Origin of the sequence: Acinetobacter lwoffii (assembly GCF_022809915.1) — a bacterium.
In the GTDB taxonomy this organism is placed as follows: Bacteria; Pseudomonadota; Gammaproteobacteria; order Pseudomonadales; family Moraxellaceae; genus Acinetobacter; species Acinetobacter lwoffii_M.
Genome location: NZ_JALGQY010000018.1, coordinates 45,496 through 62,178 on the forward strand (window position 1 = coordinate 45,496; position 16,683 = coordinate 62,178).

Here is a 16,683-nt window from a genome sequence, read left to right on the forward strand (position 1 = left end):
AGTTAGCGGATACGCACACGCTTTTTGTCACTCACAATTTTTTTCAATTCAGCTTTGAGTGCGTCTACAAACTGATCCACTGATTCTTCTGTTTCCAGATAGACACTGCTGGAGGTTTTGCTGTAAATGCTAGCAACATCAACTTCTACCACTGGTTTCGGTGGCACTACGGCTGTCGCAGGCTGTACCGGACTCGCTGCAGGTGTTGATGTAACTGGGCTGGAGGTGGTTGCAGTGTTGGTTACACTCTCGGCTTTGCTCTGAGCCAGTTGTGCCGCTTTGGCCTGACGCTGGATTTCCGCCTGAACTTCGCTTTCCAACTCATATAAGGCTTCATCAAAACGCTCCACAGCTGTTTGCGTTTGCAGCATATAGATGGTGGACAGGCTAGTTTCCACTTCAATATCCGCTTTGAACAATTGCAGTGGGCGTAATAGCTTGTTACTCAATTCAGCGGTAGCGATGCCACTGTTTTTGATCTCAGCTTCTAACTGCTTGATCTTGTCATCAATGTGTTCTATTGCCTGATTGCGCTTCTCAGTCAGCAATTGCTCATTGACGCTTTCCACTGTGCGAACCAAATCAGCGACTTTATTGAGTAAACCATATGGTGATTCAATGGTCGAAATGCGATGTAATTCAGAGAGGGCTTTTTTTGCCACCTCATCACTGCCCAGCGCCTGTTTGTTTTTCTCAAAATGACGTAAGGCCTGTTGCAGTTGTTGCCAGCTTGGCATCTGGTTGCTGAAGAATTCATGAATGTCACGATAATCTTCTTCCAGATCCAGATAGTCGTCCTTGTTCTCGACCACGGCCTTAAAGAAATCGAAGCTGTCGCTATTCGCCAGCAGACGTTCCAAAGTCAGAATCGACTTTTCAATCACTTTCTTGCCCGGGAACTGCCCAACATCAGTTTTGCTTTTGTACGACTTAAAGTTGGCTAACCAAGTCTTAAAATGCTGCAAATAGAATTCAAATAGCTCTTTCTCAGTCGCTGGTCCCATGGCCGAGAATAGGTCTTGGGTGAGTTGGCGTGCCTGTTTCAACACCTGATCATCAGTCTGGCGCTTTTTAATGATCGACACATCACGGCGACGGCGGCTGTTTTGTAAAGGCTCAAAGGCATCTTTTAACTGTAAGCTGCCGCCATTTAACTGCAGAGAAATCCGACCCATTGCCGCCAGCTGACCTACCAGCAGTAAAATCTCGGCATCTGGCCAGCCATAAGGACGTTTGGCAAAACGATCCACCACATCCGATACCAGAATACGTTCGGTACCGGTTGCACGCAGCGAGATGTATTGTTCGACATCCTGCATGGCTTTTGGATTACTCTGCCCACCATTCAGTGACAGGCCTAACTGCGCCATATCATCCACAGTCAAAACAGCGTTCAGTTCACGCCAGGCATCCTGCTGATAGACTTGCAAATAGCTCAGTTTGGTATAAGTGTTTTCCAGCAGATAACGACAAGCCTCATCCAGCTTGGTGGTTGGACTTGAAGATGAAAGTTGTAGATGTTGACCCAAGGCATAACTTTCCGCGTCCAGCAACATTTCTTCGACCCGGGCACGCAGACGTTTTTTACGCTCCTGATTCTCACGGCCACGGTCTGCCAGAATACGGGTGATATCGGATTGGGTACCATCATCATTTAAGCGGATGAATTTATTGGTTTTCAGCCAGGTGCGCAGTTCATTAAAGAACTGTTTATCGTCTGCCAGTTTAAACAGTACCTGCCCTTCGGCCTCGGCGCTCTTACCAATACAGAAAGCTTCTGTGTAGAGGTTATATTCCGTATCCAGTGGAGAAATGATTTCAACTTTCAAATCGCTCTCATACTTGCCATCCAGGCTATGACCATCCAGAAAACGACCAATCTGATAGTCCATCTTGTTGGCTTGATGGCGGTATTTGTTCTGATCCCTCAGTAAATCTTTAAAGATTAGATTAGCTAACTCTTTATTTTCTTCTGAAGCCGCTAAGTCTGTGGCTTTAATTTTACGGGTGATATCGCGTTCTTCATTGGTCAGGAACAGGAACTCATCACCATTCCTAGTAATCAGGCTCTCTTTTTCCAGACGCTGCAGGCTCTCTTCAATCCGCTTGCGCAATGCCAGCTTATCTTCATCAATTTTCTCAATCGACAAAGTCACCAGGTTATCCAAGGTACCTTTGATGATATCGACATAGCGGATCATGAACAGGGTACGCAGCATCTGCACATCAAAACCATCCAGGGTTTTATTTTGCCCTGCCTGGTCGATGGTACGCTTCACTGCTGTATCCAGAAATCCTTCCACTGAAGTATAGAAGCGGTGGAAAGGAACCAGGGCACCGACTTCATCTGTAGCAATCGCATTCGCGGCCATCTGGAACGCATCCAACATGGACCGTTCACCATAGGCCAGGTGTGCACCGGTCGCACCGACCTTACGGATTTCTTCAAAAACTTTCTGCACCAGCTGGAAATGGTACGGCGCAAAAGGATAGTTATTGATAAAGCTGTCTGGACCCTCATAGTTCTTGAGTGTTGGGCCTGAACGGTCAAAGGTGATCTGGTTTTTTAAGATATCGCCCTTTTGCTCAAACACTGATCTGAGCAGTGCTTCAGCTTCCGGGGTTTTACGTAATAAACGTTTCTGGATGACTTCATCGGTATTTGAACTGGACAGTGATAACCGGGTTTTAAAACGTCCAGCAATCTTGGAGAAGTCATTGGCTTTGGAAGAAGACATCTCACCTAAAACAGCATCGATGTCTGCCTGTGAGGTCACGATAATCCAAGCGCGGCCTTTACAGATCGTACCTAGGTTTTCAGTAATGGTTTGCAATGTCAGCATCAAGCGGGTATCACTGCCAATAAACTGCCCCACCTCATCGACCAAGAACAACATGCGTTGCTGGGGTCCTTTGCTGTCCAGGTATTCTTTCACCCACTGACAGAAGTTTTCGACCGAAACACTAAAGGTCTGCTCAGAATCCTCAAACCATTTATGCGCAGCTTCAGCAGATAAGTTGAGGGCTTGGGAAATTGCGGTTTCGACATCATCCTGATAGAACTGATAGCCGTCACGCTCCTCTAGCCAGGACATGCCGCTGGATTCCTCAAACGCCTGTTTAAAGCGCTCATACACACCTTTCTGGCTCAGGTGACGTTCCATATGGGCAATATGTGGATGGTCAGCACTAAAACCCTGATACTCGTTAAACACGCGTAAAAACACATTCAGAATCGGATTGCCATCATCATTGGAGCTGGCTTTACTGTCGATGTTAAATAGGATGACATCGGCATGATGGCTAACGGCCTTGCCAATATCCGCACGGATAAACGCATCACGGATTTTGCTTTCATCAAAGAATTCTGCAGCACTGCGTTCGTTACCTTCCGCGTCACGTGCCACTTTATTGGCCAGAATATACGACAAGGTTTTCAGGAAATGTGATTTACCTGAACCAAAGAAGCCTGAAATCCATACGCCGACACGGTTGGCAATCGAAGGATCGCTCAGGTCTGTGCCATAAGACTGGAAGAAATCCCGAAAATGCTTTTCCAGTTCATTGGTGACCACGTACTCATCCAGCTCCTGGTAAACCGTGGCATTATCATCCTGATCTGCCTTCACCACCCCGTTAATCGCACGATCTAATGGCTTGTAAAAAAGTTCTTTAATGTTCATCTCAATCAATTCCCCCGAATTTTTATTTCTATTTGCCGTGTTTAAGGCACTAATCTGAATGCTCTGTAGTAATTATTGCTTGGAATTTTTCCAAATAAACTCATCGCTTGACCGTCGTAATAGCCCGGGTAAAACAGCACCACTGGCTTATGCCCCAGTAACGAATGCAAACTGTTCAATAAGTGATGGGCACGTAACAGTGGCCAAACCGACCCTACCCCAGTCATCAACACAATATCTTGCGCATTGGTGGCATATTTACTCACCAGATAGGGCGCGAACTTATCCATATGCAGTGGGCCCTTTAAGGCTTTGAGCAGCGCCTCATCGCCTTTGGCTTTTTGCATTTGAATGGCTTTATCGATGAAGTTACGCTCAGCCAGATAATCCACCACGGCTTGCAGCAGGTTGATATTCACCACCTTCAGCTGACTGTGTTTTTTCTCCAGCATCCCGTCTAGAAAATGCAGATATTCGCGCACTTTCAACTCATCTTCAGGTGCATAATCAAAAATCCAGAAGCCAATTTCATTACCCAGTCCTTGCCCGGTGAGAAACTCGGTGGAAAGTATTCGCTCTGGAATCTGATTTAGACGCTCATGTATTTTTTGACTCATTGCTGCCCCTCTACAACTAACGCGTCCATACCGACACTTCCATAGATCTTTTAATGCGTTGTTTATAATGTTCTTCCAACAGGCTACGCAGCTCTGCTCTGACGATCACGCGCTGCAACTCCAGCTTACGGGTACTTTTTAAGTAACCGGCTTCTGCCAGCATGCGAAACACCACCTGCCCCATTTTTTTCTTGCTGGACTCTTTCCAATCACAGATATCCGGATCACGTTGTGAGCGTTCATCCAAAAAATCTGACCAGATATAACTGTCCAAGTGTTGCGCCTGAGAGATATAGGCATCCCTCATCACCGTTTCCATAAACTCAAGCAGCAACAGGTTGCGTTCCAGTGCACCACAAAAAGCCACCTGGGTCGCCAGCTCATCATCCCCATCACGTAGTGCTTTCCAGAAATCAGGCTCTAAGCGCTCAAGACGCTTACGAATGGCAGTGGCGTTACGTTGGGCTGAAGCAGGCGTTCTTTTTTGCAGAATATTGTCAATCTGAATTGCCTGATGCCATTGTTCTGGAGTCGCTTCTCGTAATAACAGATCCGCGATCGGCCGGCTTTCACGCACCATCAGGGAGCCACCAATCAGGTCACTGTCATAATGAAATTGTTCTAACATGGTCAATCTCCTATGAGGCCTGATCAAACAGGTAAGACGACAGCTTTTCGATATCTGAGCGTTGTAGTACCAAGGGATATTTCAAGGCATCATCCGCCTCAGCCAGCGTGATCGCGGCCTGATATCGCTGCAAGGTATAGTGAGCCAGGGCTTTTTTCACCGGAATCTGTAATCTGCCATCAGGCATGCCGAAGTCTTTTTCGACCAGCGCTTTTTGAGCTTCATTCAATTTTGGATTAGGGATCAGCGTCAGTAGAATTTCTTCATGCCATTGCTGATCCTGAGCAGGGTCTACTGACTCAATCGCCACCACAACAGGTGTGCGATCAATTCTGGAGAGTAAAAAGTCCTTAAACTGCTTGCTCTGATGGCAATAGGCACGGACATGCCAGCGAAAACCGGTATACACCAGGGTATGTGGGGAAATCATGCGTTCATGCCACTGCGGATTCTGCATCGAGGCATAAATCATTTTTAAAGTACTTTGGTTGCGGCAGGCACGCAAAACTTCCCGAATCACTTCAGGACGTACACTGCGATCAGGTAATTGAACTGCTGCAAGATTCGGTTCTGGCATCGCAATCAGCGCATGCGATTCACTGACCAAGCCCGAGAGCATATTGAGATATTCATTGATATGTACGGTAGTCAGCACCGGTTGAAACGTGGCTTTAGGCACATAGCCTTTTACGGAGGGGTCATGAATCAAGGTATCGGGGTTATACAGCGTATTGTAACGCTTGATATCCGCAGAAGCCTGCTGTCGACTCAGCCCAAACCAGCTCATCAAACGATTGGTAACCAAACGACCTTCCCAGTAAGCAAGCAGCTCGATGGCTCGCATTCGTAGCAGGACTTCATGCTTATCTGTCGTCATATACCAATCAGTCAATAAATAGCAGCTTTAAGATTACCCTACAGCAAATATACAGTAAACATTTTTGACGGTATTTAAAGGTAGTATTGCAATCATCAGATAAAAAATATACTAGTATCCTGATGATAGCCGTCAAAGTACGATCTCTAGCAGATCATGGATCCTGGTATAGCGCGTGAATTGAGCTAAGTTTTAGAATGAGAGCAATATGGGTTTTAGATTTCGTAAAAGTATTAAATTATTCCCGGGTTTTAAAATTAATCTGACCCATAAAGGCATCAGCAGTGCCAGCATTGGCAAACCTGGTGCTTCTCTAAATATTGGAAAAAAAGGTACGCGAACCAGTGTCGGTATTCCAGGTACGGGACTATCTTACTCTAAACACCAGCCTTACTCTAAAAAGACCCGTGTTCCACAACCGACATCGCTAGAACACACGGAATATAATCCTCAGAATTTAGAACAACCGAAGACAAAGATCTGGCCTTGGATTATTTTTGGAATATTGTGTTTTATGGTGGGTGCCGTCATTTTTTAGCAAGAACAGCACTGTATTTTGATCAAAAAAATGCCCAGATGGATGAATGGGCAAACTAAGGAATTAATATCCTTCAGAAACTCCAGCGCAATTCTCGCTACTTTCAGTAAGCGACTCTGGCTCAATCATGATAGTCTGACTCAATCGAATCGAGATAAATCGATCCATCACAATTGGAGCAGAAATTATGCTTGAATACATTCTTGAATGATGCTGAAAAGTCTTTGAGTTTTAATTAATAAATAAGAGTATCCATGTCTACCCTCAACTTTACTTATTTTCAGATAGCAACCAATCGAGAGCACTCATTTTTACAATACCATTATAATTCGCTTCAGTCCCTATCGTGTCTAAGGTAAGCAAATACTTGGGATACGAATCAGAAATTTTCTGTAATGGACGTAACTCTCGGCTGAGTGTCTCCTCATTGAGCGTTTCTAATGCCACCTGATAATAAGTTAAATTCTGTAAAGTATCGACAGCAACAAAATCAATTTCATATTCATCAACCCGCCCTACATAGACCGTATAACCTCGTCTGACAAGCTCAAGATAAATCACATTTTCTAAGATATGACCTTGATCAGCATTAGCATCAGGCAACATAATCCGGCGCAATCCGACATCAACTAAATAGTATTTTTCAGAGGATTGTAATAACTCACGCCCGCGTACTTTAAATTGTGCGGCACTATAAAATAACAAACTGTCCTGTAAGCCCTGAATATAGCGTTTTACTGTTTCAAATGAAATCTTAACCCCACTTGAAACAAAGGTATTTTTAATTTTATTGATGGAAATGGGTGAGCCTGTCACGCTTGCTAAATATCTTGCGACACGCTCGAGAGAGTTAATATCGGCCGTATTCAAACGGGGAATAACATCTTTAAACATTACACTGGCATAGACCGCTTGCAAGTAATCATAAGTTTCCTGCTGGCTAGTCATGGCAAGCGTATAAGGGAAACTACTGCGCGTATACATGGCATACAAATCACGATTGGATAATTGTTGGATGATCGGATTATTTTCAATATGCCACTGTTTAAATTCTTGGAATGACAGAGGTAGAACGTGTTGCTCTATATAGCGTCCTGTAAGTAAAGTCGCAAGTTCTCCACTTAGAAAGAATGCATTTGAGCCTGTAATATATAAATCGATATAATCCCGAACATATAAAGAGTCGACTACTTTCTCAAAATTTGTAACATGTTGTATTTCATCTAAAAAAACATAGTTTTTTTTGCTTTTATCAACTTTAGACAGTACATAATCATGTAGTTTACGGTAATCTGTGAGTTCTTCAAATTCCATAAATTCGAAATTGATAGCAATGATGTTTTCGGCTTGTACACCCTGTGCTTTTAGGTCTTGTTGAAACATCGCTAACAAGGTGGATTTTCCAGAGCGACGTACACCCGAAAGCACTTTAATGACATCACGGTCTTGCCATGTATTCAGAAATTTTAAGTAGCCATCACGTCGAATATTAGCGCTTCGCATTGTTTACACTTGAAATCTAAAGTTTTAATTAATTCTATCAAAGTTTAGAACCTAGATGTAAAAATATTCAATTTTAAAAAAAGTTTAAAGTTTAAGTGAAACATTCAAAGCTGCTGTTGAAGTATACGGATAGTAAATGTAATAAAAATCTAGATTCTATCTTTTTTGATTATTTTCCATGTCATGTTATGTCATTGATGCTGCGACTTAACTGCTATATAAATTAAGTGAAAAGTAAAAGGAATTAATATGTTAACTAGAGTGGAACTCATTTTTGTTGTGCTGATGGTCTCAGCCTTAATCCTAATTGCTTATGAAATGCTAAAAGGTTTATTTTAGAGCATCTATACAATTTTTGATCAAAAAAAAGCCCACAGAGGGAATCTATGGGCGAAACTAAGGACCTTGACGGTCATTCAGAAACTACAGCTAGTTTCTGGTTGTGATTCTGGACTGAATTAAAAATAACCACATTGGCTGAATGTATCAAAAGTTAAATCATGTGATTAATCATTGATACATCTGCAAAAATGAGCTCATCGCTCTGCTGCTCAATACAGTAATTCACCAAACAAATCCGCTCTAATCTCTTCCAGGCTCAGATCTGATTTCATCCTATTACAGATGGGATGAACCAGCAGACCATTCTCTAGAACGCCTTGCCCACCTACGGCTTTGGCAATCCGATGATCCGATTCAGTAGAATCAAGATAGATCAATCCATCACAAATGAGGCAAAAGTTATGATTACCCACCACAAAATTGTGCTTAAGCAGACTCTTGGTTAATGCCGAAAAGGCCTTGGGCTTTGACCGAGAAATTGGACTAATCGACTCCACATATCCCACCACATGCTTGACGACTGCATCATCATAACCACCCAAAAATCTTTCGACATAAAAATCGTTAAAGTTTATGTACTTGAAGGCCTTAGACATGGACAGAATAAAGGTATTCAGGCATTCCTCATCATCAAAATCAACTTCCATTTCCAAGCTTAAGCAAATAAAGGCTTTATAGACAATTTGTAGCCGATCATAGCCCTTGATACCACTGCCGAACTTGCCGACCGTTTCGGTGGTCGCCACGGGGAAATTGGCGATCAAGAACTCAATACTACGGCGTATCCGGGTGAAGTCCTTGAAACTAATCTTTCGATGATGAATCTGCATGCGGCTTTCATGAATTTCATACACAATTGAAAACCATGCAAGAAAAGAAGTAATCTGAAAACGCTGATCCTTATAAAAATATAAGTATGGATGTAAGCCCAAACTCGGAACCCCAGCATTTTTTACAGGCGTCGCTATCCTGCAAAGAATGGTCAACAGATGCGACATTAGGTTTTCAACGCGCTCCCCCTGATTCAGACTCATAATATTATGAATCTGATCACCCGCAATGATATTCATCAGCTCATTGACCAAGCCAATTTTTTTGCCATGACTCATTTCAGTATCTAATAAGATGGTAGAGAAAAGCAGCTGATGGATCCTCTCCCCCAACTCGATGAGCGCATTTAAACGTGTATATTGGAGCTCTTCTAAATTGGATTTATTGTCATTGATATAACAACAAGCATAGATCGCATAATATGCATCACTTCCCCGACTTCTTAGATGATATTCCTCATATTTATCCAGGCGTTTAGTATCTGAGTTAATCGATTGGAATACGCGTCGTGCATCTTCTGGAGTACCAAGCACTTGCCGGAAACTGATTTTAATATCGTCTAATTTAGATTTTTGTTCTGCAAATTTAGGATCAATACAAATTTTTTGGAAGTCAGCCAGATCCCCTAAATGATTTCGCAGGTCACGAATATCTTCTTTTTGTTGATCGCTAAAATTAGGCGCTTGAGTGGCTTGTTCATCTGCAAAATATCTCTTGACCCACGCATAAATACTCGAAAGACGATGCGCCCCATCGATAATATAGATGTTGCCGTGTATATCTTTCCAATACAAGATACACAAATTGATATTTTGATCTTCTGTGCAATTCCCAATAAAGTTTGCAATTTCCCGCACACTCCAACATTCAGTAGAACGCTGGTTATCCGCTTTAAATAAACATTTGATGATGGCATGCTTTTCAAAATCAGTCAGTGCAACTTCAAAATTGTCTCGTTGCATTGATGGTGACATTTCTTCTGGCAACATGACTTTACGCTGAATGATATTCGTCAGTAATCGAGTTTGGCCCATTTTTTGTTTTCTCCAGGCAGCACTTTCCTATATTCGCTCAAATACGAAATTTGAAAGTGCATATCGTTCAATTTGGTTAAAGCGATGAATTAAATGACCGTCAATATCCGGTCAGCGCTAACAAAAGAAACGTAAGAGAAATGGGGATTTGAGATAATGAAATCTTCATGCTGAGTACCTGTAGTTTAGAGTTTACTATCTACAACCATCTTTTCCACGAGATGGAGGTAGACCAAACAGGGGTGGAAATACCGCACTACAGAAGACGGCCAGTCATAGACTGCCCTGCCTGGCCTACCATAATGGCAAGCTAAGCATAATAAGCACAAAAAAAACCGCTTAAAGCGGTTTTAATGCTTCTGTAGTAATTTTCAGGTTTCCACGCCTGATTACAGATTTTGCTGTAATGTAATTATCATATTTGTATCTTTTTCTTTGGTCAAACCAAATTAGACTTTTTTTACTCATTAATTCTATGAAAGGACCTCAATAAATTAAAATATTGAGGATTATTAAAACAAAAAATCAAATTCGCGGATTCCCAGGCCTTTGCTTGGCAAATCAGATTTTGACAAAGCAAAGGCCTGGGCCCCTTTTGAACCACTTATTAAGCTTAGGCTATTTTTAGAATATTTATGATTAGCAGTTTTAACTAAAGGCGGCTTTGTTGCATAAACATTCAAAAGCTGAGTTTTCCCCAATCCATTCAAATTTAAGTGACAACTTGGGTGTGAGGTCTACCTAATTCCGTAAATCTATTCAGAACTGCCACACGCGCATGAACTTCATTGACCTGACTTTGAAAATGTCTTGCCGTCAGCTTATCTCCTAATAATTTGATGCAATGCATCTTGGTTTCCACCAAACTGCGACGGTGATAGCCCGACCATTTTTTCCATAGGGTTCTGCCTAAATGCTTAACCGTTTGAAGTAACTCATTTCGTTCTATTGAACTGATTTTAGAATCTTTCCAGGGCTTGGCATTCTTCCTGGGTGGAATTACTGCATGTGCTTGACGATCTGAAATCACTTGTCTGCAGCACTTCGTGTCGTACGCCCCATCGGTATAGACAGAATCTATTCGCTCATTTGGTGGGATTTGATCCAGTAAATCACCTAGTACTTGTGAATCACTGACATTATTTGTCGTAAGCTGAACGGCACGTATTTGCAGTGTTTCAGCATCTATACCAATATGCAGTTTACGCTGTCAACGGCATTCTAAAATTGACCCCTTTCACCTTACAAATGGCAAAGTAAAATTGACCCCTTTGATCTCGTATTAAATTTCAACCTGGGGCTGAATCCCAATTCTTTTTTTATCCTTCAAACGATAACTCTCACCCGATATTTGTACCACATGACAGTGATGCAGCAACCGATCTAACATCGCAGCGGTCAACGTAACATCATCCGCAAACGACTTAGACCATTGGCTAAAGGGTAAGTTACTCGTCAATATCGTACTGCCTTTTTCATAACGCTTGGCAATCACGTTAAAGAACAGATTCGCTTCTTCACGTCCAAACGGTAAATAACCAATTTCATCGATAATCAGTAACTTTGGTCCCAGTACCGCACGTTGCATATAGGTTTTCAGTTTACCTTGCTGATAGGCTGTACTCAGTTGCAGCATGAGATCGGCGGCGGTAATAAACTTGGTTTTGACATTGTTCATGATGGCCTTATAGCCTAATGCCATAGATAAGTGCGTTTTCCCTACACCGCTAGCCCCGAGAAACACCACATTTTCTGCTCTAGCAATAAAGCTCAGGTTGAACAACTCGACCACCTGTGATTTGGGAGCACCCAGTGCATAATTAAAATCGTAACCTTCCAGGGTTTTCACTTGAGGCAGGCCTGAGAGTTTCATCAGGACCTGCTGGCTGCGCTGTTGCCTGGCAGCATATTCATGCGTCAAGATAGCTTCAACAAAGTCGGCATAACTTCCATCTTGACCTAATGTTTGTTGTGCATGATGTGACCATTGTGATGCGATGGCAGGCAGATTGAGCTTTTGGCAAAGTTGCTCTATACGGTCGTATTGCAGATTCATCAGGAAACTCCCAGCAACTGGTCATATACCGATAAGGGATGCTGCAAACTCTCGTAGGGCATGACATGCTCTGCTGCTGCAACAGGTACAGTGCTAGAACCTGTATCTGATTGCGGTAATGGCGTAAATTTTTGCTGCTCCTGTTGCAGTCGAACAGCCGGTTTTTCTTGCGTGGTGGCATGAATCCGCTGATTGGCGGTTTCATGCAGCCACCGGCCAATGTGGGCATTGGCGACATCAACATCTAACAGTAAACCCGAAGTCTTCAGGCTTGCTTTCAATGGCACAATAAAGCTTGATTTGAGGTATCCATTAAAGCGTTCAACTTTGCCTTTGGTCTGTGCACGGTAGGGCTTACATACGCGAGGACGAAAGCTGTATTTCTTGGCGCAGTCGAGCAGTTTGGGGTTCCATTTATGCTGCCCCTCCTGATAGGCATCCCGTTCAATCATGATCGTTTTAGCGTTATCAAACAGGATTTCTTGAGGTACTCCTGCAAAAAACTGAAATGCATTTTCTAGACCATCGATCCATGCATCCGTACGTTCATGATCATAAAATTTCACGAAAGTCGCTCTGGAATACCCTAATGTTGCGACAAAGGCTTTTAAAGTCGTGTTGTTGCGTCGAATTGTGGTGAAATCCACCTGCATTTGTTGGCCAGGTTGGGTTTCAAAACGAATGATCGGTTCTGGTTTAGCAACTGGTTTTAATGTTGCAAGATATTCCCTCAAGATCCTGATCTTTCCTGGATATCCCAACCTTAAAATTTCCTGGTAGAGCACAACAGCAGGAATCCATTCAGGATGAGCTGCGTTTACACGTTGGAGTAAATAGGGTTTGTATGGGTCAAGGATACTTATTCTAGGCTGTATACGCTGATACTGAGGTGTGGTGTTTTGCCGTAAATATTTACGTACGGTATTTCTGGATACCCCCAGTTCACGACTAATGGCTTTAATAGATTTACCTTGTTGATGAAGTATTTGGATTGTCACTGCTTGCTCCAAAGTTAACATGTTGAGCAGTCCAAAATGACCGCTATATTAACCAAGGGGGTCAGTTTTTAAATGCCATTAGGGGGTCATTTTTACACTGCCGCTAACAACGCCATTGCCGACGGTATTCAGGCTGATGTTTCTTACGCTTCCATTCACCTTCACCTAAAAATTTTAAACCCGTAGAGTCGACGAGTAGGTGTAACCCATCACGACTTTTCTGATAGCTTATCGCAATATCAATATGCTTTTGTCGTCTACAGAGGGTGGAGTAATCTGGTGCTGTCCAATTCAAGCCACAGAGTTTAATCAGGCTTTGAGCAAAGCCAGTGACCATACGTAAAGAAAGACGGAATAGAGATTTGATCATTAAACAGCATTGAATCGCTGTATCGGAATAAGTTTGATTTCGTCCGTGCTTGCCTTGTGGTTGTGCATACCATTGGGTCTTAGGATCAAACCAGATTGAAATATTTCCTCGCTTGATTAAAGCTTGGTTATACGAGGGCCAATTGGTTGTACGGTAAGTTTTAGGTGCAGGCTTCTTCATCTGGAAATTATATTGCTAAAGAAGCCCTCAAGAATAGCTTTGTGCAACAAAGCCTATCAAAACTGCACTTAACTTGGTCAGGACTTCAAGTGATTTTTTTTGCATTTCCAATTTTTTTCTATCGTAACCATCTCAGCTGATACTGGCTGTATAAACTCAATACTGTTGAAATGGCTAATTTTTAAATTTACAACTTAGGCTCAACAGAATCTGTTAAGCCTAAAAAGGCAGATCATGAAGATAAAAATATTGTTGATTCTGATATGGATGAAATTTTAGATCCATCAGAAGATCAGTTACCGTTCTGGTAAGCATTTTTCCCTTTAACACTTTTTAATTCAATATGTATGATAAATAGCAGTACCCAATATTTAAAAAAATATTGGATACTCAATTATAAATTTCCACAGTGGAAATTTATAATTTTTATGGGTGGTCATCTAAACCGGCAAGAAATTCTTCTAACTTTTCAATCTTTTCTTGATTAAATTCAGCATTTAAACTGGTGCGAATATTTAGGACTGTTTTCCCATTGAGACTTTTCTCGATCTTAATCGAACCAAATTTAAGACCATTTTTATTTTTTAAGATCATTTTGTTTACTAGAGAGGCATTTTCGATGCTTTGATCTTGTTTTTTAGCTGTCTCTTGTACCGTTAATGCTTTTTCTATTTGATAAATGAATTTTTTTGATGGACGATTTGTTTCTGTAAATTCATTTAGGTACTTTTTCCATATGGTTAACGTGGTATCTTCAACTAGTTGATGGTTAAACTTTAAAACCAGTTTATTTAATTCAGTTAACAATTGTTGTGCGGTTGCACCTGAAATCGCTTTGGGGTGGATTTTTAGATCTTCTTTTATATAGTTTGGCAGTTTATAAAAGCTCATTAATCTAAAGTATTTAGATTGATCTAATTGATATTTTTGAGTAATAAATTCTATATTTTGTATAGTATAACCAAACTCATCGCAGTGTTTTTGTATAGCATTGACTAATTCAAAATCACTAAGATTTGACCGATGTAAATTGTCAATCAATGAAATTAAAGCTGTCTTTTCTGTAGATTTATCATCTCGAATAATTGCACGAATAGTCTTATGTTTTAATACATCACGAACAGCTCGAAACCTTTTTTCTCCACCAACAAGCTCATATGTTTCTTCTTTTTTGATCACAACAATCGGATAAATTTGCCCATTCGTTTCAATACTTTTGGCAAGCTTTTCAACATCTTGTAAAACTTTGTCTGTAATAATGCGAGGTTGATGCTCTGAGAAGTCAATAAGCTCTATAGGTAGATCAACAATATTATTTTCAGTCGATGATACCAATGCAACTTTGCCTGTTCCTGCTGCATTAATAAATGCTTGTTCCATTTCAAAGGCATCATCAAAATCGACAATGAGTGGTTTTTTCGCCATTACAGGATCTCCACCAAAAATTCATTTAATTCATCTTTTGCTTTACTACTACCCATTTCTAATACTGATTTTCCTTCGATCATTGCATCGCGAAATTGTTTGCGATCACGCACAATGGTATTTAGTGTTTTCACAGACTTGACTTGTTGTAGCAACTCTAAAGCAGCATCAATTTCTGTAGATTTGGTATTGGTTGGTGCTTTATTTAAGACTACAAAAGTTTCTAATTTCTTATTTACTTGCTTAGCAGCATTTACCAATCTAAGCACAAATGGCAGCACTTCGATATCTGTTTGACTAGGTTGCGTTGGAATAATAAGAACATCTGCTATTAATAATGCTGAACGAAACTCAGCTGAATCACGTCCTGCAACATCCAATACAATATATTTATTATTATTTTTTAACTGTTGTAGTTTTTCTTTTAAATTATCTTTGAGCGAAATGGTTGTAATCGAGTCTTGTGTTCTACGTTTACTCCATTTTATAGAGGATTGTTGATCATCTCCATCTACAAGAATAGTCTGACCTTTTTTGCTCAGAGCAACAGCTAAATTGGTTGAGAGTGTGGTCTTTCCAACGCCACCTTTCTGATTGGCAATTACGTATATTGTCATGGATTAAATATATAAAAATTAAATTTATATTAGCATAATTTTAAAAATTAAAAAAATATTTTTAAATTTACACTGTGGAAATTTAAAAAACTAAAAGCCTTTTTTTTCTTTTGTTTAGTCCCGGCATTTGATGGATCGGATCAATCTTAAAAAGTTCAGGTTCATCTATCCACTGTTTGCAGATGAATTCGTAGGGAGTCAGGCCCCTGAGTGTTTTGAGTCTGCGGTCGAAGTTGTATGTAGCAATAAAATCAGCAAGGTGAATGCATAGCTGAGTGTGATCGTCGTAAGGCTTTGTTGCACAAACCTATCTGTAAAGGGTTTTTCAGCGATATAATTTTCAAATGAAGAAGCCTACACACAAAATCTACCGCACAACCAATTGGCCCGCATATAACCGAGCACTCATGAGTCGCGGAAATATTGCCATTTGGTTTGATCCTGCTACGCAATGGTATGCGCCATCAAAAGGCAAACAAGGGCGAAATCAAACCTACTCCGACGCAGCCATCCAATGCTGCTTAATGATTAAATCCTTATTCCGTCTGTCTTTACGTATGGTTACTGGCTTTGTGCAAAGTCTGATTAAACTTTGCGGATTAAATTGGATAGCTCCAGATTACACCACGCTTTGTAGAAGACAAAAGCATATTGATATTGTAATCAGCTACCAAAAAAGTAGCGATGGGCTGCATCTACTCATGGACTCTACAGGCATGAAGTTTCTAAGTGAGGGCGAATGGAAACGCAAGAAACATGGAGCTGAATATCGTCGCCAATGGCGTAAACTACATATTGGTATAGATGCTAAAACCCTGCAAATACGAGCAGTTCAGCTTACAACCAATAATGTCAGTGATTCACAGGTGCTTGGTGATTTACTTAATCAGATTCCACAAGATGAGCGGATTGACTCTGTTTATACCGATGGAGCTTATGACACCAAGCAATGCCGTCAGGTCATTGCAGATCGGCAAGCGCATG

General features: G+C 41.3%; 13 protein-coding genes and 3 pseudogenes. 2 read left to right on the plus strand and 14 right to left on the minus strand.

Annotated elements, in window-relative coordinates:
* Positions 1–2 precede the first annotated feature (2 nt).
* From brxC to MTX11_RS10520, 4 genes are read right to left on the minus strand one after another with little or no spacing between them, the layout of a single operon-like run.
* Entirely contained in the window at positions 3–3,683 is a 3,681-nt protein-coding gene (gene brxC / locus MTX11_RS10505; protein ID WP_243475070.1) for a BREX system P-loop protein BrxC, read from the minus strand.
* Positions 3,684–3,724: 41 nt separating this feature from the next.
* Positions 3,725–4,300 (minus strand): DUF1788 domain-containing protein, encoded by a 576-nt coding sequence (locus MTX11_RS10510; RefSeq protein WP_004281985.1) that lies wholly within the window; start codon positions 4,298–4,300, stop codon positions 3,725–3,727.
* A 16-nt stretch (positions 4,301–4,316) separates the two neighbouring features.
* A complete protein-coding gene (locus MTX11_RS10515; protein ID WP_243475071.1) occupies positions 4,317–4,928 on the minus strand; it encodes a DUF1819 family protein in 612 nt (203 codons plus the stop codon).
* A 10-nt stretch (positions 4,929–4,938) separates the two neighbouring features.
* Entirely contained in the window at positions 4,939–5,805 is an 867-nt protein-coding gene (locus MTX11_RS10520) for a BrxR family helix-turn-helix transcriptional regulator (RefSeq protein ID WP_243475072.1), read from the minus strand.
* Positions 5,806–6,013: 208 nt separating this feature from the next.
* Between MTX11_RS10520 and MTX11_RS10525 the strand changes: the two genes are divergently transcribed.
* Positions 6,014–6,343, plus strand: a complete 330-nt coding sequence (locus tag MTX11_RS10525; protein WP_000506885.1) for a DUF4236 domain-containing protein — start codon at positions 6,014–6,016, stop codon at positions 6,341–6,343.
* A 270-nt stretch (positions 6,344–6,613) separates the two neighbouring features.
* On the opposite strand, the gene MTX11_RS10530 is transcribed toward MTX11_RS10525, so the two are convergent.
* The 10 genes and pseudogenes from MTX11_RS10530 to MTX11_RS10575 all read right to left on the minus strand — a co-directional run.
* Positions 6,614–7,846, minus strand: a complete 1,233-nt coding sequence (locus MTX11_RS10530; RefSeq protein ID WP_001255534.1) for an ATP-binding protein — start codon at positions 7,844–7,846, stop codon at positions 6,614–6,616.
* A 551-nt stretch (positions 7,847–8,397) separates the two neighbouring features.
* Positions 8,398–10,053 (minus strand): HNH endonuclease signature motif containing protein, encoded by a 1,656-nt coding sequence (locus MTX11_RS10535; protein ID WP_243475073.1) that lies wholly within the window; start codon positions 10,051–10,053, stop codon positions 8,398–8,400.
* Positions 10,054–10,565: 512 nt separating this feature from the next.
* On the minus strand, positions 10,566–10,736 hold the full coding sequence (locus tag MTX11_RS10540) for a hypothetical protein (protein WP_168382101.1): 171 nt from the start codon (positions 10,734–10,736) through the stop codon (positions 10,566–10,568).
* Between the two features lie 29 nt (positions 10,737–10,765).
* Positions 10,766–11,260, minus strand: a pseudogene (locus tag MTX11_RS10545) (IS5 family transposase); the annotation flags it as partial.
* Positions 11,261–11,335: 75 nt separating this feature from the next.
* On the minus strand, positions 11,336–12,109 hold the full coding sequence (gene istB, locus MTX11_RS10550) for an IS21-like element ISAba8 family helper ATPase IstB (RefSeq protein ID WP_096902795.1): 774 nt from the start codon (positions 12,107–12,109) through the stop codon (positions 11,336–11,338).
* On the minus strand, positions 12,109–13,128 hold the full coding sequence (gene istA / locus MTX11_RS10555) for an IS21-like element ISAba8 family transposase (protein WP_243475074.1): 1,020 nt from the start codon (positions 13,126–13,128) through the stop codon (positions 12,109–12,111). The genes istB and istA overlap by 1 nt, the downstream gene beginning before the upstream one ends.
* Positions 13,129–13,216: 88 nt before the next feature.
* A pseudogene (locus tag MTX11_RS10560) lies at positions 13,217–13,657 on the minus strand (IS5 family transposase); the annotation flags it as partial.
* Between the two features lie 426 nt (positions 13,658–14,083).
* A complete protein-coding gene (locus tag MTX11_RS10565; protein ID WP_001085468.1) occupies positions 14,084–15,082 on the minus strand; it encodes a ParB/RepB/Spo0J family partition protein in 999 nt (332 codons plus the stop codon).
* Positions 15,082–15,699 carry an AAA family ATPase gene (locus tag MTX11_RS10570; protein WP_243475075.1) on the minus strand — a complete coding sequence of 206 codons (618 nt, stop codon included), beginning with the start codon at positions 15,697–15,699 and terminating at the stop codon, positions 15,082–15,084. The genes MTX11_RS10565 and MTX11_RS10570 overlap by 1 nt, the downstream gene beginning before the upstream one ends.
* A gap of 82 nt (positions 15,700–15,781) precedes the next feature.
* Positions 15,782–15,988, minus strand: a pseudogene (locus MTX11_RS10575) (hypothetical protein); the annotation flags it as partial.
* A 55-nt stretch (positions 15,989–16,043) separates the two neighbouring features.
* On the opposite strand from MTX11_RS10575, the gene MTX11_RS10580 reads away from it, so the two are divergent.
* The coding region (locus MTX11_RS10580) for an IS5 family transposase (protein WP_243475076.1) at positions 16,044–16,683 on the plus strand (640 nt) is incomplete at its 3' end.